The 20,709-nt window shown below is 54.5% G+C and carries 20 protein-coding genes; 8 read left to right on the top strand and 12 right to left on the bottom strand.

The window, feature by feature from the left end; translation table 11 throughout:
* Complete coding sequence (locus KW808_RS11025) at positions 1-909, bottom strand: TIGR03571 family LLM class oxidoreductase (RefSeq protein WP_003859633.1); 909 nt, start codon at positions 907-909, stop codon at positions 1-3.
* Between the two features lie 79 nt (positions 910-988).
* Here KW808_RS11025 and KW808_RS11020 point away from each other — a divergent pair, with 79 nt between their 5' ends.
* From KW808_RS11020 to KW808_RS11010, 3 genes are all read left to right on the top strand, one after another.
* Positions 989-1,525 carry an NUDIX hydrolase gene (locus KW808_RS11020; protein ID WP_003859635.1) on the top strand — a complete coding sequence of 179 codons (537 nt, stop codon included), beginning with the start codon at positions 989-991 and terminating at the stop codon, positions 1,523-1,525.
* Entirely contained in the window at positions 1,522-1,923 is a 402-nt protein-coding gene (locus KW808_RS11015; RefSeq protein WP_003859636.1) for a cupin domain-containing protein, read from the top strand. Before KW808_RS11020 ends, KW808_RS11015 begins: the two co-directional genes overlap by 4 nt.
* A 336-nt stretch (positions 1,924-2,259) precedes the next feature.
* Positions 2,260-2,427: a hypothetical protein gene (locus KW808_RS11010; RefSeq protein ID WP_003859637.1), complete on the top strand. Its 168-nt coding sequence runs from the start codon at positions 2,260-2,262 to the stop codon at positions 2,425-2,427.
* A gap of 143 nt (positions 2,428-2,570) precedes the next feature.
* Here KW808_RS11010 and glnA read toward each other — a convergent pair whose 3' ends face one another.
* Positions 2,571-4,004: a type I glutamate--ammonia ligase gene (gene glnA, locus KW808_RS11005; RefSeq protein ID WP_003859638.1), complete on the bottom strand. Its 1,434-nt coding sequence runs from the start codon at positions 4,002-4,004 to the stop codon at positions 2,571-2,573.
* Between the two features lie 280 nt (positions 4,005-4,284).
* On the opposite strand from glnA, the gene KW808_RS11000 reads away from it, so the two are divergent.
* Positions 4,285-4,758, top strand: a complete 474-nt coding sequence (locus tag KW808_RS11000) for an RDD family protein (protein WP_003856936.1) — start codon at positions 4,285-4,287, stop codon at positions 4,756-4,758.
* 385 nt (positions 4,759-5,143) lie between these two features.
* Here KW808_RS11000 and sucE read toward each other — a convergent pair whose 3' ends face one another.
* The 5 genes from sucE to sucB form a co-directional block, all read right to left on the bottom strand.
* Positions 5,144-6,763: a succinate exporter SucE gene (gene sucE / locus KW808_RS10995; protein WP_003859640.1), complete on the bottom strand. Its 1,620-nt coding sequence runs from the start codon at positions 6,761-6,763 to the stop codon at positions 5,144-5,146.
* Between the two features lie 169 nt (positions 6,764-6,932).
* Positions 6,933-7,715, bottom strand: coding sequence for a DUF4191 domain-containing protein (locus tag KW808_RS10990; RefSeq protein ID WP_003859641.1), 783 nt, complete (start codon positions 7,713-7,715; stop codon positions 6,933-6,935).
* Between the two features lie 129 nt (positions 7,716-7,844).
* The gene (gene lipA, locus KW808_RS10985; RefSeq protein WP_003856634.1) at positions 7,845-8,891 is read right to left on the bottom strand and encodes a lipoyl synthase; all 1,047 of its coding nucleotides are present in this window, start codon (positions 8,889-8,891) and stop codon (positions 7,845-7,847) included.
* A 136-nt stretch (positions 8,892-9,027) separates the two neighbouring features.
* The gene (gene lipB / locus KW808_RS10980) at positions 9,028-9,783 is read right to left on the bottom strand and encodes a lipoyl(octanoyl) transferase LipB (RefSeq protein ID WP_003856633.1); all 756 of its coding nucleotides are present in this window, start codon (positions 9,781-9,783) and stop codon (positions 9,028-9,030) included.
* A 115-nt stretch (positions 9,784-9,898) separates the two neighbouring features.
* The gene (sucB, locus tag KW808_RS10975) at positions 9,899-11,911 is read right to left on the bottom strand and encodes a 2-oxoglutarate dehydrogenase, E2 component, dihydrolipoamide succinyltransferase (RefSeq protein ID WP_034983836.1); all 2,013 of its coding nucleotides are present in this window, start codon (positions 11,909-11,911) and stop codon (positions 9,899-9,901) included.
* Between the two features lie 128 nt (positions 11,912-12,039).
* On the opposite strand from sucB, the gene KW808_RS10970 reads away from it, so the two are divergent.
* Positions 12,040-12,435, top strand: coding sequence for a hypothetical protein (locus KW808_RS10970; RefSeq protein WP_003856631.1), 396 nt, complete (start codon positions 12,040-12,042; stop codon positions 12,433-12,435).
* Between the two features lie 7 nt (positions 12,436-12,442).
* Here KW808_RS10970 and KW808_RS10965 read toward each other — a convergent pair whose 3' ends face one another.
* Positions 12,443-13,945, bottom strand: a complete 1,503-nt coding sequence (locus KW808_RS10965) for a leucyl aminopeptidase (protein WP_034984008.1) — start codon at positions 13,943-13,945, stop codon at positions 12,443-12,445.
* 219 nt (positions 13,946-14,164) lie between these two features.
* Here KW808_RS10965 and KW808_RS10960 point away from each other — a divergent pair, with 219 nt between their 5' ends.
* Together KW808_RS10960 and KW808_RS10955 are read left to right on the top strand one after the other, a co-directional pair.
* Positions 14,165-15,268 (top strand): branched-chain amino acid aminotransferase, encoded by a 1,104-nt coding sequence (locus tag KW808_RS10960; RefSeq protein ID WP_003859645.1) that lies wholly within the window; start codon positions 14,165-14,167, stop codon positions 15,266-15,268.
* Positions 15,269-15,393: 125 nt separating this feature from the next.
* Complete coding sequence (locus tag KW808_RS10955; RefSeq protein ID WP_003856628.1) at positions 15,394-16,155, top strand: SDR family NAD(P)-dependent oxidoreductase; 762 nt, start codon at positions 15,394-15,396, stop codon at positions 16,153-16,155.
* A gap of 486 nt (positions 16,156-16,641) precedes the next feature.
* Here the strand turns inward: KW808_RS10955 and KW808_RS10950 are convergent, their stop codons facing one another.
* From KW808_RS10950 to KW808_RS10935, 4 genes are read right to left on the bottom strand one after another with little or no spacing between them, the layout of a single operon-like run.
* Complete coding sequence (locus KW808_RS10950; RefSeq protein WP_003859646.1) at positions 16,642-17,565, bottom strand: adenosylcobinamide-GDP ribazoletransferase; 924 nt, start codon at positions 17,563-17,565, stop codon at positions 16,642-16,644.
* A gap of 11 nt (positions 17,566-17,576) precedes the next feature.
* A complete protein-coding gene (gene cobT, locus KW808_RS10945; protein ID WP_003856626.1) occupies positions 17,577-18,653 on the bottom strand; it encodes a nicotinate-nucleotide--dimethylbenzimidazole phosphoribosyltransferase in 1,077 nt (358 codons plus the stop codon).
* A 28-nt stretch (positions 18,654-18,681) separates the two neighbouring features.
* Positions 18,682-19,206, bottom strand: coding sequence for a bifunctional adenosylcobinamide kinase/adenosylcobinamide-phosphate guanylyltransferase (locus KW808_RS10940; protein ID WP_003859648.1), 525 nt, complete (start codon positions 19,204-19,206; stop codon positions 18,682-18,684).
* 3 nt (positions 19,207-19,209) lie between these two features.
* Positions 19,210-19,929, bottom strand: a complete 720-nt coding sequence (locus KW808_RS10935; RefSeq protein ID WP_186458865.1) for a DUF3043 domain-containing protein — start codon at positions 19,927-19,929, stop codon at positions 19,210-19,212.
* Between the two features lie 323 nt (positions 19,930-20,252).
* On the opposite strand from KW808_RS10935, the gene KW808_RS10930 reads away from it, so the two are divergent.
* On the top strand, positions 20,253-20,597 hold the full coding sequence (locus KW808_RS10930; RefSeq protein WP_003856623.1) for a HesB/IscA family protein: 345 nt from the start codon (positions 20,253-20,255) through the stop codon (positions 20,595-20,597).
* The last annotated feature ends 112 nt before the right edge of the window (positions 20,598-20,709 follow it).

Genomic DNA, 20,709 nt, shown 5'->3' with positions numbered 1-20,709 from the left:
TTAGAGGTGGGGGAGCACTTCTTCGTAAATCTGGGTCAGTACTTCGCTTGCTGGTCGACGCTGGATGTTGAAGATGACGTGGTCGATGCCAAGTTCCGAAAGGCGGTGGAGGTGTTCGATGAGTTCCTGGCTGCCTACCTCTACGCCCAGAGTGATTTCTTTGTGGGTGTTTCCTTCGGTGAGGTTGAGCCCCATGGAGGAAATCAACAAGGGGCGGGTGCCACCACGGGCTTTGTCCCAGAGATCGAGGCGTCCGACTTGAGCTTCAGCGGGGCGGTAGTAGGTTGCCCATCCGTCGGCGTTTCGGGCGATCCATTGCACTGTTTGTCGGGCAGAACCTACAGCGATCATGGGGATCTGAGCTTCAGGTGGCGTGGTTGGCGCAAATTCAAGGTCGGCCCGCATCGCAGGATCCGGCGACAAAGCTGCACGCAAAATTGCCCACCCAGACTGAATATCAGCGCGTCGATTGTCTAAGCTTTTGCCAAAAATCTCGAATTCTTCAGGCCTGTCGCCAGAGCCGATGCCTAAAACGAAACGTCCGTGGCTGAGTCGATCAAGGGTGAGCGCGGATTTCGCCACATGTAGCGGATGTCTGAGTGGAAGCACGGTCGCTGCAGTGCCCAGCGCGATTGTAGAGGTCACAGAGGCCATCGCACCGAGCATTAAGAATGGATCATCTAAATACGTAGCCTGTTCATCGGCAACAGTGATTCCTTGAGGAACTGCGAGCGGAACGTCTCGAACCCACATGCCTCTGAATCCTTGAGCTTCCGCTTGTATGGCTAGTTCGATGCTATTTTCGGTTGGAACCATTTCACTGCGCCCTAGTTCAGGGCCGTTTGGCGTCATGAGTCCGAGGGTGATTTGAGGGGCGCGAAGTGCATCGTACGCTTTGTTGAAGGCCATACTCTAACCCTAGATGGTGGTGTCGCAGGGCTGGCGTAACCTGGGAGTCAAAGATTACCAATTGGAGAGGTTTTGCTGCATGGCGGTTCCAGAGTTCATTGTTAGTTTGCGGGAGAAGGTCGGTCAGGATCCGTTGTGGTTGCCGGCTGTAACTGCGGTTGTTATTCGTGATGTTCCTCCGGGGTCTCCTTTCCATGTGGTTCCGGATGTGTTGTTGGTCAAGCGCGCTGATACTGGTGAGTGGACTCCACCGACCGGTATTTGTGATCCGGATGAGCAGCCTCATGTGACTGCGGTGCGTGAAGTCAAGGAGGAAACCGGCCTTGATGTCAGCGTTGAGGCGTTGCTTGGCGTGGGCGCGGTGGGGCCTGTGACCTATCAAAATGGTGATGTGGCGAGCTACATGGATACGACCATGCGTTGCGTTGTTTCTGGTGATTCCGATGAGCCTCACGTCGGCGATGACGAGAACGTGGATGTTGCATGGTTCCCGATTTCTAAGATGCCTGTCACTAATCAGCGTTTCCGCATGGTCATCGCTGATGCGGTGGCACAGTTGAAGCATCCGCAAGGTTATAAGCCCCGCATGGGATATGAGAAAAGGAATGCACGATGAGTATTGAATTTCCGTTAGGTAATCCAGCGCCTGCACAGTGGTTTTCTGGCGAGGTCCATATGGCCAAGCTTGATGACAACGTGCAGATTGAGACTGTGAACGTGTCTTTTGAGGCAGGCGGTCGCACCAATTGGCACACTCACCCAGTCGGTCAAAACATAATTGTGCTGTCGGGCTTGGGCATTTATGAGGCGGAGGGGGAGCCTGCTCGACTCCTGGAGCCTGGCGATGTTGTTTTCGCAGCCGCCGGGGTTCGCCACTGGCACGGCGCCGTGTCTGGTGCACCGATGTTCCACGTGGTGGTTAACCTCAAAGGCATCGACGGCGAGACCGTCGATTGGGAGGAGCCGGTCGACGAGGAGCACTACCGCAGCGTGAGCGCGGAGCTACAAGCTTAAAAATGCTTTTCGACGTCCACTTCTAGTGTTTCACGTCTTTCCAAGCCACTTTCGATCCGATGTTGTTCGGATTGAGGGTGGCTTTTTTGCTATCGAAAAGGAAACAGTACCCCCGTTATGTTTGTTTTTGTTTGTGCGATTTGGGTTTGAAACATGAGCAAACCCTCACATCTCACCTGATCAGGGGTATTTTTCGGGGTTGATATGTAGTGATTTGCGCCCCTCGCTTAGTTATTTAGGAAACTACCCCCTAAGATGATGTGTAACGCAAGAAGCAAATAAAGTGATTTGAACCACAAACTTTTTGGTTCGAAACAGTTTCGAAAGGAGAAGGAAATGGGATTACGAATTCGCCCAAATGAAATGAAGGTCTGGGAGACATTCACCCTGGAACGCCAGTTGGAAGTAATTATCAACGCTGAGCACCTTCTCCTGTTCCGCGGCGAACCACACGGAACCGTCTCACTGTCCGATGTAGTTGCATCTGAACTGATCGGCATCTAGCCCAAAAACAAATAGATAAAAGCGCCGGATCCACCATGATGGAGGATCCGGCGCTTTCCTTTTAGGTGGAATGTAAAAAAAGAAACCCCCTGAAATTCAATGAAGAATTTCAGGGGGTTTCCGCTATCGGCTAGCTAAGTGAATTAGCAGTCGAAGTACAATTCGAATTCCTGCGGGGTTGGGCGCAGGCGAACTGGGGAGATCTCGTTGTCGTACTTGTACTGGATGTACGCCTCGATGAGATCCTCGGTGAAGACGTCAGACTCGGTGAGGAAGTCGGTGTCTTCCTGCAGTGCCTTCAGGGATGCTTCCAGGGAGGTTGGTGCCTGTGGAATGGATGCAGCTTCCTCTGGTGGCAGTTCGTAGAGGTCCTTGTCCACTGGAGCGTGTGGCTCGATGCGGTTCTTGATGCCGTCGAGGCCGGCCATCATCATCGCTGCGAAGCCCAGGTATGGGTTGCCTGATGGGTCTGGAGCGCGGAATTCGATGCGCTTTGCCTTTGGGTTGGATCCGGTGATTGGGATACGGACAGCAGCGGAACGGTTGCGCTGTGAGTACACCAGGTTGATTGGAGCCTCGAAGCCTGGAACCAGACGGTGGTAGGAGTTCAGGGTTGCGTTGGTGAACGCCAGAACAGCGCCTGCGTGGTGCAGGATGCCGCCGATGTAGTAGCGGGCGATGTCGGACAGGCCTGCGTAGCCGGACTCATCGTGGAAGAGTGGCTTGCCGTCCTTCCAGAGGGACTGGTGAGCGTGCATGCCGGAACCGTTGTCGCCAGCCAGTGGCTTAGGCATGAAGGTTGCAGCCTTGCCGTGGAGGCGAGCGGTGTTCTTGATGATGTACTTGAAGGTCTGGATATCATCTGCCGCGTGGAGCATGGTGTTGAAGCGGTAGTTGATTTCCTGCTGTCCGCCACCGACTTCGTGGTGGAAACGCTCAAGAGCGAAGCCGGAAGCTGCGAGGTTGCGAACCATGTCATCGCGCACGTCAACGGTTTGGTCGTATGGTGCTACTGGGAAGTAGCCACCCTTGACGCGGTTCTTTGCGCCCAGGTTTGGGGTTCCGTCGAGGTTGGTTTCCTTGCCACGGTTCCACCAGCCTTCTTCGGTATCTACTTCGTAGAAGCCGGAGTTCATCTCGGTGGAGTAGCGAACGGAGTCGAAGAGGTAGAACTCAGCCTCGGCGCCGAAGTTGCAGGTGTCTGCAATGCCGGTGGATGCCAGGTACTGCTCTGCCTTGCGTGCTACGTTGCGTGGGTCGCGGGAGAATGCCTCGCGGGTGAAAGGATCGTGAACGAAGAACTTAACGTTCAGGGTCTTTGCCTTGCGGAATGGATCAAGGGTGGCCGTTCCGAGGTCTGGCAGGAGATTCATGTCAGATTCGTCGATCGTGGTGAAGCCACGGATCGAGGATCCGTCGAATGCGAGACCTTCTTCGACTGTATCTGCATCGAAGCTGGCAGCTGGGATGCTGAAGTGCTGCTCGGTGCCGGGAAGGTCGGTGAATCGAACGTCAACGAACTCGACGTTTTCATCCTTGATGAACTTGACAATTTCTTCCGGGGTTTCAAACGCCACGGTGACTCCTCATTGACATGGGTGGAACGGTTTATTTGTAGCTTTGTTCACAATTGCTGACCTTTGAAGATCAAGTAGTAGACTTGGCTGCAAATGTAGTCCTTGCGACGTTGTCAGTATAAAGCATTACCTGTCGATCTATCAAAACTTTTCTGAAAAATTGTGGCTGACCTCAACAGATTAGGATCTTAAAGGTAGGAAATTGCGCTTTGCGACGTCTAAAGGCAACGCCTTTTGACTGCAGTATCCGCCCTCTACATGTTTGGATTTGATTGTAACAATGGCAAAGCCGAAGAGAAGTTGGCTTGACGGACCCGAAATTCCAGCTGATTTTGACGATCCTGATGCGCCCGGCAGGTGGCCTGGCGAAAAGTTGGGGCTTCCTCAAGAAGGGGCCGGCTCTCTGTCCTCAGTGGCTCGTCGTATCGGCGGGGTCTGCGTGGACTGGGGTGTTTCCTGGGTTATTGCTATTGTGCTGTCCAATTTCACGGATGTGCTGGGCGATGTAGCGACATCCACGCTCATTATTTTCGTGATCCTGGGTTGGCTAACGGGATGGATCTTTGCTCGCACCCCAGGTCATGCCGTGTTTGGCATGGGCCTTGCGCGTGTGGATGCAGAGGAGCGTGTGGGTTGGTGGCGTGCGCTGGTTCGTCCACTGCTGACCATTTTGATTCTGCCTGCCGTGATGGTGGATGCTGACGGCCGTGGGCTCCACGACAAGGCAACGGGAACTGCAGTTATCCGCGGGTAATTTGTCTTGAGTGAAATTTATGGGCGCCGATCTTTGCGGGGATCGACGCCCTTCGTGCTTGGTTGGGGTTGATCTAGCTAGACAAAGCGAGAGTTGCAAATTTTCGTCCCCGCACAGAGCTGAATCGCTGATCCTAATCGAGTATTGGCTCCAAGTAGTCCCTATTATGCAAAAATTCGTTCGATTTAGGGGTATCTCGGCGATCTATGCCGAGAAGTTGAACAGCAATCTTGCAGCAACTCCTCAGTATTCACACCAGCCCCAATGGACACAAAAACATCAGCCCCAGAATCGCCCCTAAGGGCCTCAAATACACGATCTGGACCAACTAGTCATCGGGAAAACCCAACCCCTTAAATCGCCTTCTGCGCTTAAGGGGTCAATGCTAGATAAGTAGGAACAACAACGTTTGGGCGGCCAGGATCTTTGCGATCATCGCCAGCGGATACACAGAGGTATAACCCATGGCAGGGAGCTCGTTGCGGGAGGCATCTGACACATAACTCAGCACAGCAGGGTGGGTTTGCGTACCGGCGAGGATGCCAGCGGTTTCACCGAAGGGGATTTTCATCAGTTTGTGGCCAACGAACAGCACCGTGATGGAGATGAACAAAGTGAGCAGCGCACCGAAGCCGATGATGGTGAGTGATTGGGGGTCGCTGATCGCTGATCGAAATCCTGCGCCCGCTGAGGTACCGATGGCAGCCAAAAATAGTGTGATGCCCAGTTGGCGAAGGGCAAGGTTTGCTCCGTAGGGGATTTGCCAGACGAACTTGCCTGTGCGATTGATCATGCCGAGCAGCAGCGCAACAACTAGCGGTCCACCTGCGTTACCCAGTTTCAGGGAGCTTCCACCTGGTAGTGGGAACTCCACCATGCCGACAAGCACACCGATCATGAGGCCGGCAGCGAGTGGGAGCAGGTTGAAATCGGAGAGTTTCTTGTAGGAATCGCCGAGCAATTGGGTTGCTTCGCGGAGTTTTTCTGCTGGTGCGACAACGCGGACACGGTCACCGAGCTGCAAAGTCATGTCGGAGGAGGCCACCAAATCTGTGTCGCCGCGCCTGATGCGGGTGATCAGCATGTCTTTAAACAGTGGCTGGAGCTTGGATAGGGGAGTGCCCACGACTGCTGTGTTTGAGACGAAGATGCGTCGGTAATCAAGTTCCACATTGCTGTAGGGGTCGCCGTCGATGAGTTCACCGATGGCTTTTTCCGCGCGGTTGAGTTCTTCATCGGCACCCACCACTGTTAAGACATCGCCGATGCGTGCGTGTTCGCCATAAAGCGGGATGAATTGCTCACCGTCTCGTTCCACTCGGGACACAATGACGTGGAGGTTGAGCAGCTCTGGGATGTTCTCCAGGGCTGGAAGATCAGCGACGGTGACGCGGATGCGACGGCCTTTGAGTTCCTGGACCGCAACGCCCGCTTCTTCGGCTTCTTTGTTGTGGTCGACTTTGAACACAGAGCTGAAGATGGCGATGGAGAGAATAACGATGAGCACACCGAGGGGGTATGCCAAGGAATATGCGACGACGGGCAGCTCGGCGATGAGGTGAAGCTGGCCGGTGTCGTCGATAAGCGAAGGAAGTGCGTCAACAACCGCGGCCATGGCTGGGGTGTTGGTGAGCGCGCCGGTGAGCATGCCGGCGCCGGAGGCGGCATCGATGTTCAAAACTGTGATGAGTGCCCATGCGAGTGCCGTGGTGGCGATGATGGCGCCCAAGGTCAGTGCGTTGTTGCGCAGACCAGTGGTTTTCATGGAGGTGAAGAATCCAGGGCCGGCTTCCAGACCGATCGTGTAGACAAAAAGCGACAGTCCAACCACGTAAATGAGGGATGGGACGGAAATATCCGGCTCAATGGTGGATAGCGCTAGACCTACAAACAGTACAGCGGCGACGCCGAGACGGAACCCGAAAATTTTGATGCGGCCGAGCAATAGTCCGACCGTCATGATGACAACCAACGCGAGTAATTGATTTTCTACAAGGAAGCTCACCCATTCATGATCTCATAGATTAAGTACGACCTCAGCGTTATTTGATGTGGAACTGGGCACGTTCCCAAAACCAGTCCCAAAACCAGAGCACGCAAAAACCGCACCACACCCAAGTTGGTGAAGTGCGGCTTTTAAAAAACTTCGGCGCCGACGCGAAAGCGAAAAGGCTTTAAGCCTCGCCCTTGCGTTCAGCCTGTCGGCGAGCGCGGCGGTTCATACCGGACATGCTTGCGCCCTTTGGCAGTGGCCCCTTAGGCAAAGATCCGCCAGGAGCGTTTCCGACATTGTCCATAGCCTCAATGCGAGCGGCCAGGGCAGCGACGTCGTTCTTCTTGTAGTTGCGAGGCAGCTTGACCAGTTCACGCTGCAGCTTCGCGATAGGGGTTTGGCCTTCGCCGTTGCCCGTGATGATTTCATACACTGGAACACCAGGTGCCACGCGGTTCAGGCGCTTCTTTTGCTGCGCAAGCATTGGCTTCAGGCGGTGAGGGGAGCCCTCGCCGACCAGCACAACACCACACAGACCAATGACGCGGTGCACTGCATCCATCTGAGTGGTCACTGCAACAGCGGTCTTGGTGCGCCAGGTCATGCCCACGCCAGAGCGGAGGTTCTCCACAGCCCAACCAGCAGCACCCTGCTGACCTTCGGCGCGCTTGTACACGTCACGCTCAACGCGACGGGTGAAAATAAACATTGCAGCTACAACACCCGCAGCAATGCCGATCGGAAGCATCCACCACTGACCACCCCAAATCAAACCGATGAGGAAAAGGACCAGCGGGATACCAAGAATAGCGAGCAACAGAAGCGGAATAAGAGCCTTATCCTGCTTGCGTTGCATGTTGAAGACCTGCCACATTTGTGAGCGAGTCTCCTTGCGCTGTGCCTTCTTGGCTGCTCTTACCTGCTTCTTGGCGGCTTTATCCGCCTGCTTTTTCGCGTCTGCCATGTACTTAACAATAGGCGATTGTGAGGAAACCGCGAAAATGAACCTCAAAGAGGTGTAGAAAGAGCACGCTTTTCGACGCAAAACCGCCACATTTGGTGATCGAATGCGGCGGTTAAGAAAACTTCGGGCTTAGTTGAAGGACACCACTGGGGTGTCTTCGGAAGCACCGTAACGCTCCAGAAGTGTAGATGCTTCCTGGGCGGTGGATCCTCCGGAAGTATCCTTCAGGTGCGCGAGGTGTGCTGGGATTTCCTCTCCACGGAACTCCATGGCCTGCGCGTACAGACGGCCTGCACGGTAAGAGGAACGAACCAATGGGCCGGACATAACAGCAGCGAAGCCCATTTCCTTTGCAGCATCAGCGTGCTCGAGGAACTCCTCAGGCTTCACCCAACGCTCGATGGGGTGGAACAATGGACCAGGACGCAGGTACTGGGTGATGGTGATGATGTCACAGCCAGCGTCGTGCAGATCCTGCAGCGCCTCGGTGATTTCTTCCTTGGTTTCACCCATGCCCAAAATCAGGTTGGACTTGGTCACCAGACCGAAATCGCGAGCCTGACGGATCACATCAAGTGAACGCTCGTAGCGGAATGCTGGGCGAATGCGCTTGAAAATACGTGGCACAGTTTCCACGTTGTGAGCGAAAACCTCTGGGCGGGATTCAAAAACTTCCTGCAGCAGATCCTTCTTGCCGGAGAAATCAGGCACCAGGTTTTCCACACCGGTGTGTGGGTTCAGCTCGTGGATCTTACGAACCACTTCTGAGTACAGCCATGCGCCTTCATCATCCAGATCATCACGGGTAACACCGGTGATGGTGGAGTAATTCAGCTGCATCTCACGAACAGACTCAGCGACACGCAGTGGCTCACCGCGGTCGAGTGGCTCAGGGCGAGCCGAGTTGATCATGCAGAAATCACAGCGGCGAGAGCAGTTGGCGCCACCAATGAGGAAGGTTGCCTCACGGGATTCCCAACACTCATGGATATTAGGACAGCCAGCCTCCTGACACACAGTGTGTAGTGATGCGCCAGCGACACGTTCCTTCATATCCTGATACTCAGGTCCGTTTTTGACCTGGTTTCTAATCCATCGAGGCTTCGTCTCAATCGGGGTTTCTGAGTTTCGAGCTTCGACGCGTAGCAGTCGTCGTCCTTCAGGTGCGATAGTCACAAATGCAACCTTACATCTTTCGAGTTAGTGATATTTTTAGGGAAAGCTTAAACGCTTTTCGACGTCTCATTCCGCCGATTCTGCAATCGGCTCTACCTCGCTTCAACGAGGCGCCCCACCGACAAAATTCCTCGTACTACCCCCGTTTAGGGAGATTCTTAGTTGGGTCGGGCGCGCTGCCGAAAGAATGATCAGAAACAACCAGCCGACCAGCCAAAGCATCATCCAATGCGCGGATCGATGGCTCGACTAATTCCTCAACTGAAACGTCCCTTTTCAGTTCCCTCGAGAGTGTGCTCAAGCCTGCATCAGCAATGCCACACGGAATGATGTGCTCATAGAAATCCAACGTGTTGTTGCAGTTGATGGCCACACCGTGCATTGCAACACCACGAGTTATTCGAATGCCGATGGCCGCAACCTTGCTGTCCACCCAACCATCATGAGCTGGCACCCACACACCCGAACGCCCATCAATGCGCCCAGCGCCGGCAACACCCATATCGCCGACAACTTGGATGAGCGCTTCCTCGAGGCGTCTTACGTAATCAACCACATCGATCGGATCGGCTAATTTGATGATCGGATAGATCACCAATTGGCCAGGACCATGCCACGTGATGCGACCACCACGATCAGCATTGATCACCGGCAGTCCGTTGGTGGGAAGATCTTCCGGCTGGGTGCGCTTACCTGCGGTATACACCGACGGGTGTTCCAAAATAAGCAGCTGATCAGGGATTTCATCATTAGCCCTACGGGTAGCAAGCTCTGCTTGATAATCCCAGGCCTCTTGATAATCGATCAAACCCAACCGCTGAATTTCAATGGGCTCTGCAGACGCGCGGATAGAAAGATCTGCGGGGAAAAAAGGATCTCTTGGTGCAGTCATGATAGATATCCACCCTAGCCCTAACAAGGTTGATAAGTCACACACTGCATGCATGAAACGACAAAACCGCCACTCCCCAGTGAAAGGGGAGTGGCGGTTTTAACTTGCAGAGATCTTAGAGCTGCAGATCGCCTTCGAAGTTAGCGGTCTCAAGGCGGTCCTTGATGGTGGTCAGGAAGCGACCAGCATCTGCGCCATCTACAACCTGGTGGTCGTAGGTCAGTGGCAGGAAGACCATCTGACGGATCGCGATGGAATCAATTCCATCCTCGGTGATGACAACTGGACGCTTCACGATCGCGCCGGTGCCCAAGATGCCAGCCTGTGGTGGAACCAGGATTGGGGTATCAGACAGTGCGCCTTCAGAACCAATGTTGGTGATGGTGAAGGTGCCACCGGACAGATCGTTTGGCTTCAGCTTGTTGTTGCGTGAACGATCAGCCAGGTCAACAATTGCCTTTGCGATCTCTGGGATGGAGAGATCCTGAGCATCGTGAATGACTGGGGTCAACAGACCAGCTGGGGTATCAACAGCGATGGAGAGGTTAACGGAGGAGTGGTAGGTCATCTCCTTGGTCTTCGCGTTGTAAGACGCGTTGACGTTTGGATGGGAAACCAAAGCCTCGACAACTGCCTTCACGAAGAATGGCAGGTAAGTGAGGTTCACACCGTGCTTCTCGATGAACGCGGGCTTGTTCTTCTTACGCAGCTCAGCAACGCGAGTCATATCGACCTCGTGCAGCTGGGTGAGCTGAGCAGAAATCTGCAGAGCCTCGACGGTCTTCATCGCGGTGATCTCACGGATGCGGTTGACCTTCTGAGTGGTACCACGGAGCTTAGCCTTCTCAGGATCAACAGACTTAGTGGACCAAGCGGAAACAGGAGCAGCAGCCTCAGCAGGTGCAGCCTCGCCGTTCGCAGCAGCCAAAACATCCTGCTTGCGGATACGGCCACCGATACCGGTACCGGTCACGGTGTTCAAGTCAACGCCGTGCTTTTCAGCAAGCTTGCGCACCAGTGGGGTGACGTATGGAACGTTGTCGCCAGAAGCGGACACAGTTGCGGATGCCGCAGCAGGTGTAGTAGCTGCTTCCTTCTTTGGCTCTTCCTTCTTTGGCTCTTCCTGCTTTGGCTCTTCCTCTTCGGCAGGTGCTGCTTTCTCTTCGCCAGGTGCTGCAGCTGCGTTTGCGTCACCGATGCGGGCGATGACTGCGCCGACGTCGACGGTGTCGTCTTCGTCTGCAAGGATCTCCACGATGGTGCCTGCTACTGGAGATGGGATTTCGGTGTCGACCTTGTCGGTGGAGACCTCAAGAAGTGGTTCGTCTACTTCGACGGTGTCGCCGACAGCCTTGAGCCACTGGGTAATGGTGCCTTCGGTGACGGATTCGCCGAGTTCTGGCATTTCCACATCGGTTGCGGCGCCAGTTGCTGCTGGAGCTTCAGGAGCTGCCTCCTTCTTTGGCTCTTCCTTAACTGGCTCTTCCTCTTCGGCAGGTGCTGCTTCCTCTTCGGCAGGTGCTGCAGCTGCGTTTGCGTCACCGATGCGGGCGATGACTGCGCCGACGTCGACGGTGTCGTCTTCGTCTGCAAGGATCTCCACGATGGTGCCTGCTACTGGAGATGGGATTTCGGTGTCGACCTTGTCGGTGGAGACCTCAAGAAGTGGTTCGTCTACTTCGACGGTGTCGCCGACAGCCTTGAGCCACTGGGTAATGGTGCCTTCGGTGACGGATTCGCCGAGTTCTGGCATTTCCACATCGGTTGCGGCGCCAGTTGCTGCTGGAGCTTCAGGAGCTGCCTCCTTCTTTGGCTCTTCCTTAACTGGTTCTTCCTCTTCGGCAGGAGCTGGTGCCTCGTCGGCAGGAGCTTCGTTGGCAGGAGTCTCATCAGCATCGCCGATTATTGCAATGACACCGCCGACGTCGACGGTGTCATCCTCTTCAGCCTTAATCTCTAGGATGACACCGGCGACAGGAGAGGGAATCTCGGTGTCGACCTTGTCAGTTGAGACCTCGAGCAACGGCTCATCTACCTCAACAGTGTCACCAACAGACTTCAACCACTGGGTGATCGTGCCTTCGGTTACTGATTCGCCCAGCTCGGGCATCTCTACGGAGAACGCCATTATTTTAAGACTCCTCGCAAGTCGTGTCGTTAAAACGGAAACTAATACCCCAAAGGATACCGATTCAATTTGTGATGTGTGGTGTTCGGGTCATATCAAGCTAAACAAATGCCCCCTACAATAGGCTTGTGTTCAATTTATTTGGTCGTAAAACTCCTCGCTCTAACCTCCGCCCACCACGCGGCCCGGGCGATACTGTGCGCCCGGAAGATTTAAAATTCTTGATGCAATGGGTGCAGGATAAGCCATTTGTTGAGGCATTCGTTGAACCGGAAACGCTGGTCAATGAGATGTCTGTCGTTTTGGTTGATGCTCATGGGGTTTTTGTCCGCCGAAGGATCGGCGGTCCCAAAGGGATTGATGTTATCGCGAAAAAGCTCGGCGTTCCGGTTTATGATGTTGAGGAGACCGGTTACCCCCAAAGGATGCGCGAACGCATTGAATATGAGCGCATCTTAAGAAAGCGTGAGGAACAAAAAGCTCGCCGCGCTAAATTTGAGCGCGGCGAGAATCCTGATCTTTAACTAGCGTTTAGCTTTCCGACAGATCCTTCAGAACCTGAACGAAGGTGCGCACTGGTTGTCCGGTTGCGCGCTTTGGCGTGTAACCGAATTCACCAGCAGTGTTGTATGCAGGGCCAGCGATATCGACGTGAGCCCACTCGATGTCGGCACCAACGAATTCCTGCAAGTAACGACCCGCAGCAGACATTCCTGCGAAACGGGAATTGGTGACATTGCGCAGGTCAGCGACAGGGGACTTAACCTGCTCATCGAGCTCTTCAGGAAGAGGCATTGCCCATGCTTGCTCGCCAACCTCGCGGCCAGTCTTGGCAACGCTGTCGCGGAACTCATCGGTACCCATGACACCTGAAGTACGCAGGCCTAAAGCGACTAATTGAGCACCAGTCAGGGTTGCCGCATCAATGAGGTAGTCAGGCTTATCTTCAGAAGCGTAAGCAATGGCATCTGCCAGAATGAGGCGGCCTTCAGCGTCGGTGTTCAAGATTTCGGAGGTGATACCACCGAAATGAGTGATGACATCGCCGGGGCGGAAAGCGTCACCGGATGGCATGTTCTCAGCCATTGGTAGGAACGCGGAGACGTTGATCGACAGGTTCAAACGAGCTGCAGCGATAATGGTGGCCAATACGGATGCGGATCCACCCATGTCGGAGATCATGTTCTCCATGCTTGCGCCAGGCTTGATGGAAATTCCGCCGGTGTCAAAGGTGATGCCCTTGCCAACCAAAGCGATCGACTTCTTAGCCTTGCGTGGCTTCCAATCGATGCGCAGCAGACGAGGCTTGCGGGAGGAGCCGTTACCGACTGCGAGGATGCCGCCGAAACCTTGATCAGCAAGCTGCTTCTCATCCAGGATGGTGGTCTGCAAGCCGTGCTTGGACGCTTCGTTGGATGCAATTACTGAGTAGGACTCTGGGTACAGGTGTGATGAAGGGGTGTTCACCAAGTCGCGAGCGAGCAGGACAGATTCCACGATGATCTGAGCTTCCACAAAGACATCCTTGTCGTCCTTGCCGGTGCTGATGAAAGTGACTGTGGTGGTCTTGTCCTTGGATTCTTCGGTTTCTTTGCGGAGACCCGCGTAGGAGTAAGAACCGAGGCCGAAACCGGTAACCGCTGCTGCAAGTCCCAAATCGCCAATGGTGGTGGCGACATTTTCAAAACTACCGAGGGAGCGGGCCGCCGTGCCGGAAGCGCGGCGGAGGGTCTCGTCGTCAAGCAAATCAGCCTTGCCCAAGCCAACCGCAATGACAGGCGCAACGTCGGTGCCTGGGACGCGGGTGATGCTGTTTGCGGTGGCCTTTGCGCCGACAGCTTCGAGCTGAGTGAGGATGTCGGCCTGCTGCTCGGTGCTGAAGATGAAATCGAGGATTTCGCCGCCGGCGAGTTCGATGGAATCTTCGCCCTCAAAAATCGCGACGATGATGGCATCAATCTTCTTTGGCAGCTTCTTTTCGAGCTTGAGTTCAGCGACCGTTCCACGAACTGGAAGAGTGGCATCCTTGGACACCTTGGTTGGTGCTGTTGTGCTGTAGGCATTTTTCGCCATTGAAAGCTGAGTCCTTTCGTTGAAGTTGTGTCTCCGCTTTGGTTGGGGGAGGCATCAAATTGAAACTAACTTTTAACAAGCCTAGCCATTCCTCAAAACCGTGAGACGAAATTGGCTATTCATCCCATAAAATGGGGCTGACTAGTGTATCTGTCAGGTAGCAGGTGTACCTTAAAATCCATGACGTCATTAGAGTTCACAGTAACCCGTACCGAAAATCCGACGTCACCCGATCGTCTGAAGGAAATTCTTGCCGCACCGAAGTTCGGTAAGTACTTCACCGACCACATGGTGACCATTGACTGGAACGAGTCGGAAGGCTGGCACAACGCCCAATTAGTGCCATACGCGCCGATTCCTATGGATCCTGCCACCACCGTATTCCACTACGGACAGGCAATTTTTGAGGGAATTAAGGCCTACCGCCATTCGGACGAAACCATCAAGACTTTCCGTCCTGATGAAAACGCCGAGCGTATGCAGCGTTCAGCAGCTCGAATGGCAATGCCACAGTTGCCAACCGAGGACTTTATTAAAGCACTTGAACTGCTGGTAGACGCGGATCAGGATTGGGTTCCTGAGTACGGCGGGGAAGCTTCCCTCTACCTGCGCCCATTCATGATCTCCACCGAAATTGGCTTGGGTGTCAGCCCAGCTGATGCCTACAAGTTCCTGGTCATCGCATCCCCAGTCGGCGCTTACTTCACCGGTGGAATCAAGCCTGTTTCCGTCTGGCTGAGCGAAGATTACGTCCGCGCTGCACCCGGCGGAACTGGTGACGCCAAATTTGCTGGCAACTACGCGGCTTCTTTGCTTGCCCAGTCCCAGGCTGCGGAAAAGGGCTGTGACCAGGTCGTATGGTTGGATGCCATCGAGCACAAGTACATCGAAGAAATGGGTGGCATGAACCTTGGGTTCATCTACCGCAACGGCGACCACGTCAAGCTAGTCACCCCTGAACTTTCCGGCTCACTACTTCCAGGCATCACTCGCAAGTCACTTCTACAAGTAGCACGCGACTTGGGCTACGAAGTAGAAGAGCGAAAGATCACCACCACCGAGTGGGAAGAAGACGCAAAGTCTGGCGCCATGACCGAGGCATTTGCTTGCGGTACTGCAGCTGTTATCACCCCTGTTGGCACCGTGAAATCAGCTCACGGCACCTTCGAAGTGAACAACAATGAAGTCGGAGAAATCACGATGAAGCTTCGTGAAACCCTCACCGGAATTCAGCAAGGAAACGTTGAAGACCAAAACGGATGGCTTTACCCACTGGTTGGCTAAATCAACCGGTTTTAAGACCCCGCTGCATTAAACCCTGATTTATTGCAGCGGGGTTTTTGCGTTGACAAGCTCTTATGAGACGTAGGGGGTGGAAGCAGGGGTAGGACGTGTCCAGCCCAAGTGGCATGCTGGTTTCTGTACAAAACGTAGGTGACTTTAAGGAGAATGCAGTGGCTGAAAATGGGCAAAAAGTTGCGGTCGTAACTGGTGGATCAAGCGGAATTGGCGCAGCTTCAGCTCGAGCATTGGCAGCTGACGGTTGGAAAGTAATTGTGGCAGCACGTCGCCTCGAGCGCTTGGAAGCACTCGCTCAGGAAATCGGCGGAACTGCAGTGGCACTCGATGTCACTGACCAAGAATCAGTCAACGCATTTTCAGTCACCGTTGGGGAAGTCGATCTGTTGGTCAACAACGCAGGCGGTGCCAAAGGCCTAGACAGCATCCATGACGCTAACATTGATGATTGGACCTGGATGTACGAAACCAACGTGCTGGGCACTTTGCGCGTCACCAAAGCCCTCATGGACGGCCTCATCGCACGCGACGGTCACGTGATCAACATTGGTTCCATTGCAGGAGAAAACCCCTACATTGGCGGAGCTGGATACAACGCAGCAAAATTCGGTGTAGCAGCATTCAACCGTGTGCTTCGCTTGGAAACCCACCAGCAGACCCTTCGTGTGTCTGAGATCGATCCAGGTCGAGTTGCCACGGAAGAATTCTCCCTCGTTCGTTTCGGCGGAGATAAAGAACGCGCAGAAGCAGTCTATGACGATGTCCTCAACCTCACCGCTGAAGACATCGCAGAGTCTGTGCGTTGGGTCGCGAGCCTTCCAAAGCACATGAACATTGACCGCATGCGTATTACACCTCGCGATCAGGTCTAAAACCCGCACTCTTTTGATATCCTTTTGTTCCGCATCCTTGATTGGGTGATGGGGCAGGGGGATTGTTGTTTGAGCGGCTTAAAGGTGGGGCGCGGTCGGGGCGCATATCGGTCTGAGTTGGTGGGTGTTGGTCGGTTTGGGTGGGGCCTGGTCGGTTCCGATGGTCGGCTCAAGCCAAACCAGACACACGTGACAAGATTGGCGAAAAGTTGGAAGTGTTGGCACGCCTGTCCGGTTTTGAGGGGGCGATACCAGACACACGTGACAGAAAAGTCGGAATTTCCGAAGTCTTGGCACGCCAGTTTGGTTGCTTCGGAAACAACTCACTTTTCACGCGAGGACCGGTAAAAGTAGGCCTCTCAGAATGGCGTCTAAGCGACCAACAAAGCTAAAGCTAAGGGAATACATCTGGGACAAACTGGCACGGCTTAAATCGACGCAGGGAGATGTCATGAAATCCACCTAGTCCCAAAAGACGCCACCGCTTTACACCATTGCATTGGCGACAACAGCAAGCATCACTGCAGAAATCGACGCCCCGAGATGAATGCATGCGCCGATGCAGTCTCCGTTGAGTCCACCGAAACTTCGTGATAAGCGGCGGCTGAAAAGTGCTGCGAAAACACATGCCACGACTGCGGTTATCGCAACCCAGCCTCCAAGCCAGGCGGGGTTGATTGCAGCGGGGAAAGGTCCAGCGACAAAGGGAGTGTTAACACTGGTCAGCGGTGAAAGTGGAGAAATTAATTCTGCGCACCAAAAAGCCAACGCAGGAGTAACCAAGAGCCACAGCGCGATCCACCAAAATTTCACGGTTCCGATGACTAGTGCGCCAAAGCCGGTGGGGGAGAAGGCGTGGTGGTTTTTCAGTGCGGTTACTTGTCCGGCGATGCGGCCGAGAACGGGGATGAAGCAGATCATCCACCACACGGTTGAATCGACAAGTGATGCGACGGCGGCGACTTGCACGAGGACGGAGAGCATCGCGGTGGCGAGGCCGAATAGTCCGGTGCGGGGATCGGCGAGGATTTCTCGTGCGCGTGGTGGGGCTGCGTAGGATCCCAGTGCATCGGAGACATCTGCGAGGCCGTCGAGGTGCATAAACCGATTAAGAAGTTCCCAGAACGCGACGATCAGAACGGCAACTAAAAGTCCATCGACGTGGATCACCCCTGAAATGGGGCCGATAGCCCACATGATGATCGCGGTGAACATTCCGAAAACGAAGCCAACAAAGGGCAAAGAGGCCATTACCCGGGCGCCCGTGGTGCGATCAAAAACTGATGCGCCGGGGACGGGGAGAACGGTCATCCAATTAAGTGCGGTAAAGATACCTTCGAAAAGGGGGTTCCCGTGGCGGTTGTCTGAGTCTTCGGGATCTTCGGGGGTAAAGCCTGCTTTGCCGGACATCGCTTAGAAAGTTACTCCGTGTTTTGCTCGGGCGCTTCGGAAGAGGCGTTTAGGGGTCCATCGACGCCGGCGGAAGAAAATGTCGACATGTCGTTCATCAGGTCAACGGCAATCTTGACCAGGGGGAGTGCGGTGGCTGCGCCGGAGCCTTCGCCAAGGGACATGCCAAGTTCCAGGATGGGATCAAGGGCCAGTGCGTTTAGAGCTACGGAATGCGCTGGTTCGGTGGAACGGTGTCCTGCGATGAACCAACGCCTGGCACCTGGGGCAAGTTTGTTGGCCAAGAGGGCTGCGGCGGTGACTACAACGCCGTCGAGAAGCACGGGGGTGCGTCGAACTGCTGCTTGGGCAATGAATGCTGCCATGGCTGCAAGGTCTGGGGAAGAGATTTTCCGGGCGATGGCGATGGGGTCTTGGCGCAGGTCGCGGACGCGGAACATGGCGTCGCGGATCGCGGAGACTTTGAGTTTCCAGGCTTCATCGTCGATTCCGGTGCCGCGGCCTACGACAACAACAGGCTCTGCGAGGGTGAACGTTCCAACGAGGGCAGCAGCGGTGGTGGTGTTGCCAATTCCTAAATCGCCGGGGATTAAAATGTCGGCGCCTGCGTCCACTTCTTGATCCGCAATGCGCTTACCGATCTCCAGCGCGCGTTCGACCTGTTCTTGGGTCATGGCGTCTTCAACATCAATGGATCCGCAGGACCTAGATACGCGCTCGTCGCCCCATGCTTCGTGGTCGAGGGAGGTATCAATAAGTCGGACGGACGTGCCGGTGGTGCGTGCAATCACGTTGATGGCGGCGCCACCGTTTGTAATGTTTTCAGCCATCTGCAGGCTTACTGAGGATGGGTACGCGGACACGCCTTTAGTTGCAACGCCGTGATCGCCTGCGAAAACAACGATCTTTGAGTTGTTGAGTGGACGTGGCGGAATCTGGCCCTGGCATGCGGAAATGAAACAGCCGATCTGCTCCAACTTGCCCAAAGATCCGGGTGGCTTGGTGAGGGAGTCATGGAAATCCTTCGTCTGAGCCAGGATTTTATGATCCGGAAATTCCACACGCGCAAAAAGCTCTGCTGGAACCATTAACAACTCCTTCAAACCGACTGTTTTCTTAAAACGTTTTCAACTCTAGTGGCAGACCAGCAACCACGAAGACAACCCTCTCGCAAATCGCTGCGACACGCTGATTAAGTGTGCCGATGCGATCACGAAAAAGGCGCCCAGATTTATATTCCGGGACGATTCCCATACCAACTTCAGGTGAAACAATTACCAGATCTTCGCCCTGAAAGTGGAGGATGGCGTCGATAAGCAAATCCATCTTGGCCTCAAGCTGCGCCGAACTCGCCTCCCAACCGTCGCACGCATCGGTGGCGTGCGTGAGCCAGGTGCCCAGGTCATCAACGAGCACCGGCATGGCCGGTGGCGAGGCAAGAAGCTTATCGACGTCCCCCTTCTCGTCCAACACCCAAGACGTTGGGCGCCGCTCCGCATGAACCGCAATGCGCTCGGCGAATTCAGGATCATCTCCCGAATGCCTTGCCGTTGCGACATACAAAACGGGACCAGATCCAACAAGTGATTCTGCAAAAGCAGACTTACCAGACCTGGCCCCGCCAAGAACTAACGTGCGCATGCGCTAGACTTCAGCACCAATTTCAACGCGTGCACGAGGGGTACGCCACTTACGAGGCTGAATGGTGCGGGAATACGCGTAGTAACCCAGACCAAAACCAGTCTCGGTGGTACCAGGGAACCTCGTGCGAGCAGCCTTGTTCACACGACGACCAGTGGTGATGCCCTCAATCAGGAAGCCCAACATCAAAACCATGGCAACCATGGAAGAAGTCGCAGCGAATGATGGGTTGAAGTTACCGATCAGCATGACAACCAGCAAAGCAATAGCCACTGGCATCACAAAGTTAGACAAGAACCTGCGGGAATCCACCCAGTCACGCGCAAAACGGCGAACCTCGCCCTTATCGCGATCCATCAAATAAGCATCTTCGCCGCGATCCATTGCAGCTTGGGTTTCGCGCTGACGCTTAACTCGGGCATCGCGCTCTTTCTGCTTGTATGCCTTGAATTCTTCCTTGGTCATAGAAGCTTTAAATTCTTTACGCTTCTGGCGCTGCTGCGCATAAGTATCAGTAGGCGCCAAAGACTGGCCGCCAACGACACCTCGCTCTAACTCAACTTCACGACGCCTCGGAGTGGGACGGCCCTTCGGTGCCGTGTACCCCTTTGGCAATTTCTGCTCAGTAGCGTCAGGCGTAGCGGTCTCAGGGGTGGAGCTGGCGTCTTGGCCTGCAGCGTCAGCCCCTTCGTTGTTCTTATTTTTATCCCAAGGAAGTTTCACACTCAATAGGCTACAAGGAAAACCTCCCAAATCGGGAATAGGGGTGCACACTTCATCGTTGAAAGGAATCAGAACGACCATCTGTAAGGATTAAAAGTGAAGACTTTCAGCCCACGCAGGTAAAACCAATAACTAAATACGGGTTTTTCCGGGTTTACTCATCTGTGGACGGTGAGTAGGCTGGGGAACATCCATCCGCTTCCCATATGAACGTAATCCAGCATCGCTCGCCGGAGATCCGTAAAAAGGGGAGTACACTGCAAGCCTATGATGTCCCGGCCTAAAAGTAATTCAAAGGGCCAACAGTTAAGGAGACTAAAGCGATGACCGCTCCATCAACCAACACCGGTGTTATCTTGACCGAGTCCGCAGCGTCCAAAGCTAAGGCACTCATCGATCAGGAAGGTCGCGACGACCTCTCTCTGCGTATCGCCGTTCAGCCTGGCGGCTGCTCTGGCCTTCGTTACCAGCTTTACTTCGACGACCGCACCCTTGATGGCGATAAGGAAGACATCGTCGGTGGCGTTCGCCTTGTCGTTGACAAGATGAGCACCCCATACCTGCTCGGCGCTCAGATCGACTTCGCTGACACCATCGAGCAGCAGGGCTTCACCATCGACAACCCAAACGCAGGCAGCTCTTGCGCTTGTGGTGACTCCTTCAACTAAAGAGATTCCGTTATATAGGAATAAAGGCTCGGCCCTGGACGTATTGTCTACGGCCGAGCTTTTGTGTTTGCTGGCGTAATTGCTTTGTCCTCAGGAAATAGTGAAACCCCCT

It is taken from the genome of [Brevibacterium] flavum (assembly GCF_019317305.1).
GTDB classification, from domain to species: Bacteria; Actinomycetota; Actinomycetes; order Mycobacteriales; family Mycobacteriaceae; genus Corynebacterium; species Corynebacterium glutamicum.
This window is presented reverse-complemented; position numbering and strand designations above follow the sequence as displayed.

Bases quoted from the DNA above. Each gene is read 5' to 3' on its own strand.
- KW808_RS11025 (WP_003859633.1), bottom strand. From the start codon at position 909: ATGGCCTTCAACAAAGCGTACGATGCACTTCGCGCCCCTCAAATCACC.
- KW808_RS10930 (WP_003856623.1), top strand. From the start codon at position 20,253: ATGACCGCTCCATCAACCAACACCGGTGTTATCTTGACCGAGTCCGCA.
- KW808_RS10950 (WP_003859646.1), bottom strand. From the start codon at position 17,565: ATGTCCGGCAAAGCAGGCTTTACCCCCGAAGATCCCGAAGACTCAGAC.
- KW808_RS10955 (WP_003856628.1), top strand. From the start codon at position 15,394: ATGCTGGTTTCTGTACAAAACGTAGGTGACTTTAAGGAGAATGCAGTG.
- lipB (WP_003856633.1), bottom strand. From the start codon at position 9,783: ATGACTGCACCAAGAGATCCTTTTTTCCCCGCAGATCTTTCTATCCGC.
- KW808_RS11020 (WP_003859635.1), top strand. From the start codon at position 989: ATGGCGGTTCCAGAGTTCATTGTTAGTTTGCGGGAGAAGGTCGGTCAG.
- KW808_RS11010 (WP_003859637.1), top strand. From the start codon at position 2,260: ATGGGATTACGAATTCGCCCAAATGAAATGAAGGTCTGGGAGACATTC.
- cobT (WP_003856626.1), bottom strand. From the start codon at position 18,653: ATGGTTCCAGCAGAGCTTTTTGCGCGTGTGGAATTTCCGGATCATAAA.
- KW808_RS10940 (WP_003859648.1), bottom strand. From the start codon at position 19,206: ATGCGCACGTTAGTTCTTGGCGGGGCCAGGTCTGGTAAGTCTGCTTTT.
- sucB (WP_034983836.1), bottom strand. From the start codon at position 11,911: ATGGCGTTCTCCGTAGAGATGCCCGAGCTGGGCGAATCAGTAACCGAA.
- KW808_RS10990 (WP_003859641.1), bottom strand. From the start codon at position 7,715: ATGGCAGACGCGAAAAAGCAGGCGGATAAAGCCGCCAAGAAGCAGGTA.
- KW808_RS10960 (WP_003859645.1), top strand. From the start codon at position 14,165: ATGACGTCATTAGAGTTCACAGTAACCCGTACCGAAAATCCGACGTCA.
- KW808_RS11015 (WP_003859636.1), top strand. From the start codon at position 1,522: ATGAGTATTGAATTTCCGTTAGGTAATCCAGCGCCTGCACAGTGGTTT.
- KW808_RS11000 (WP_003856936.1), top strand. From the start codon at position 4,285: ATGGCAAAGCCGAAGAGAAGTTGGCTTGACGGACCCGAAATTCCAGCT.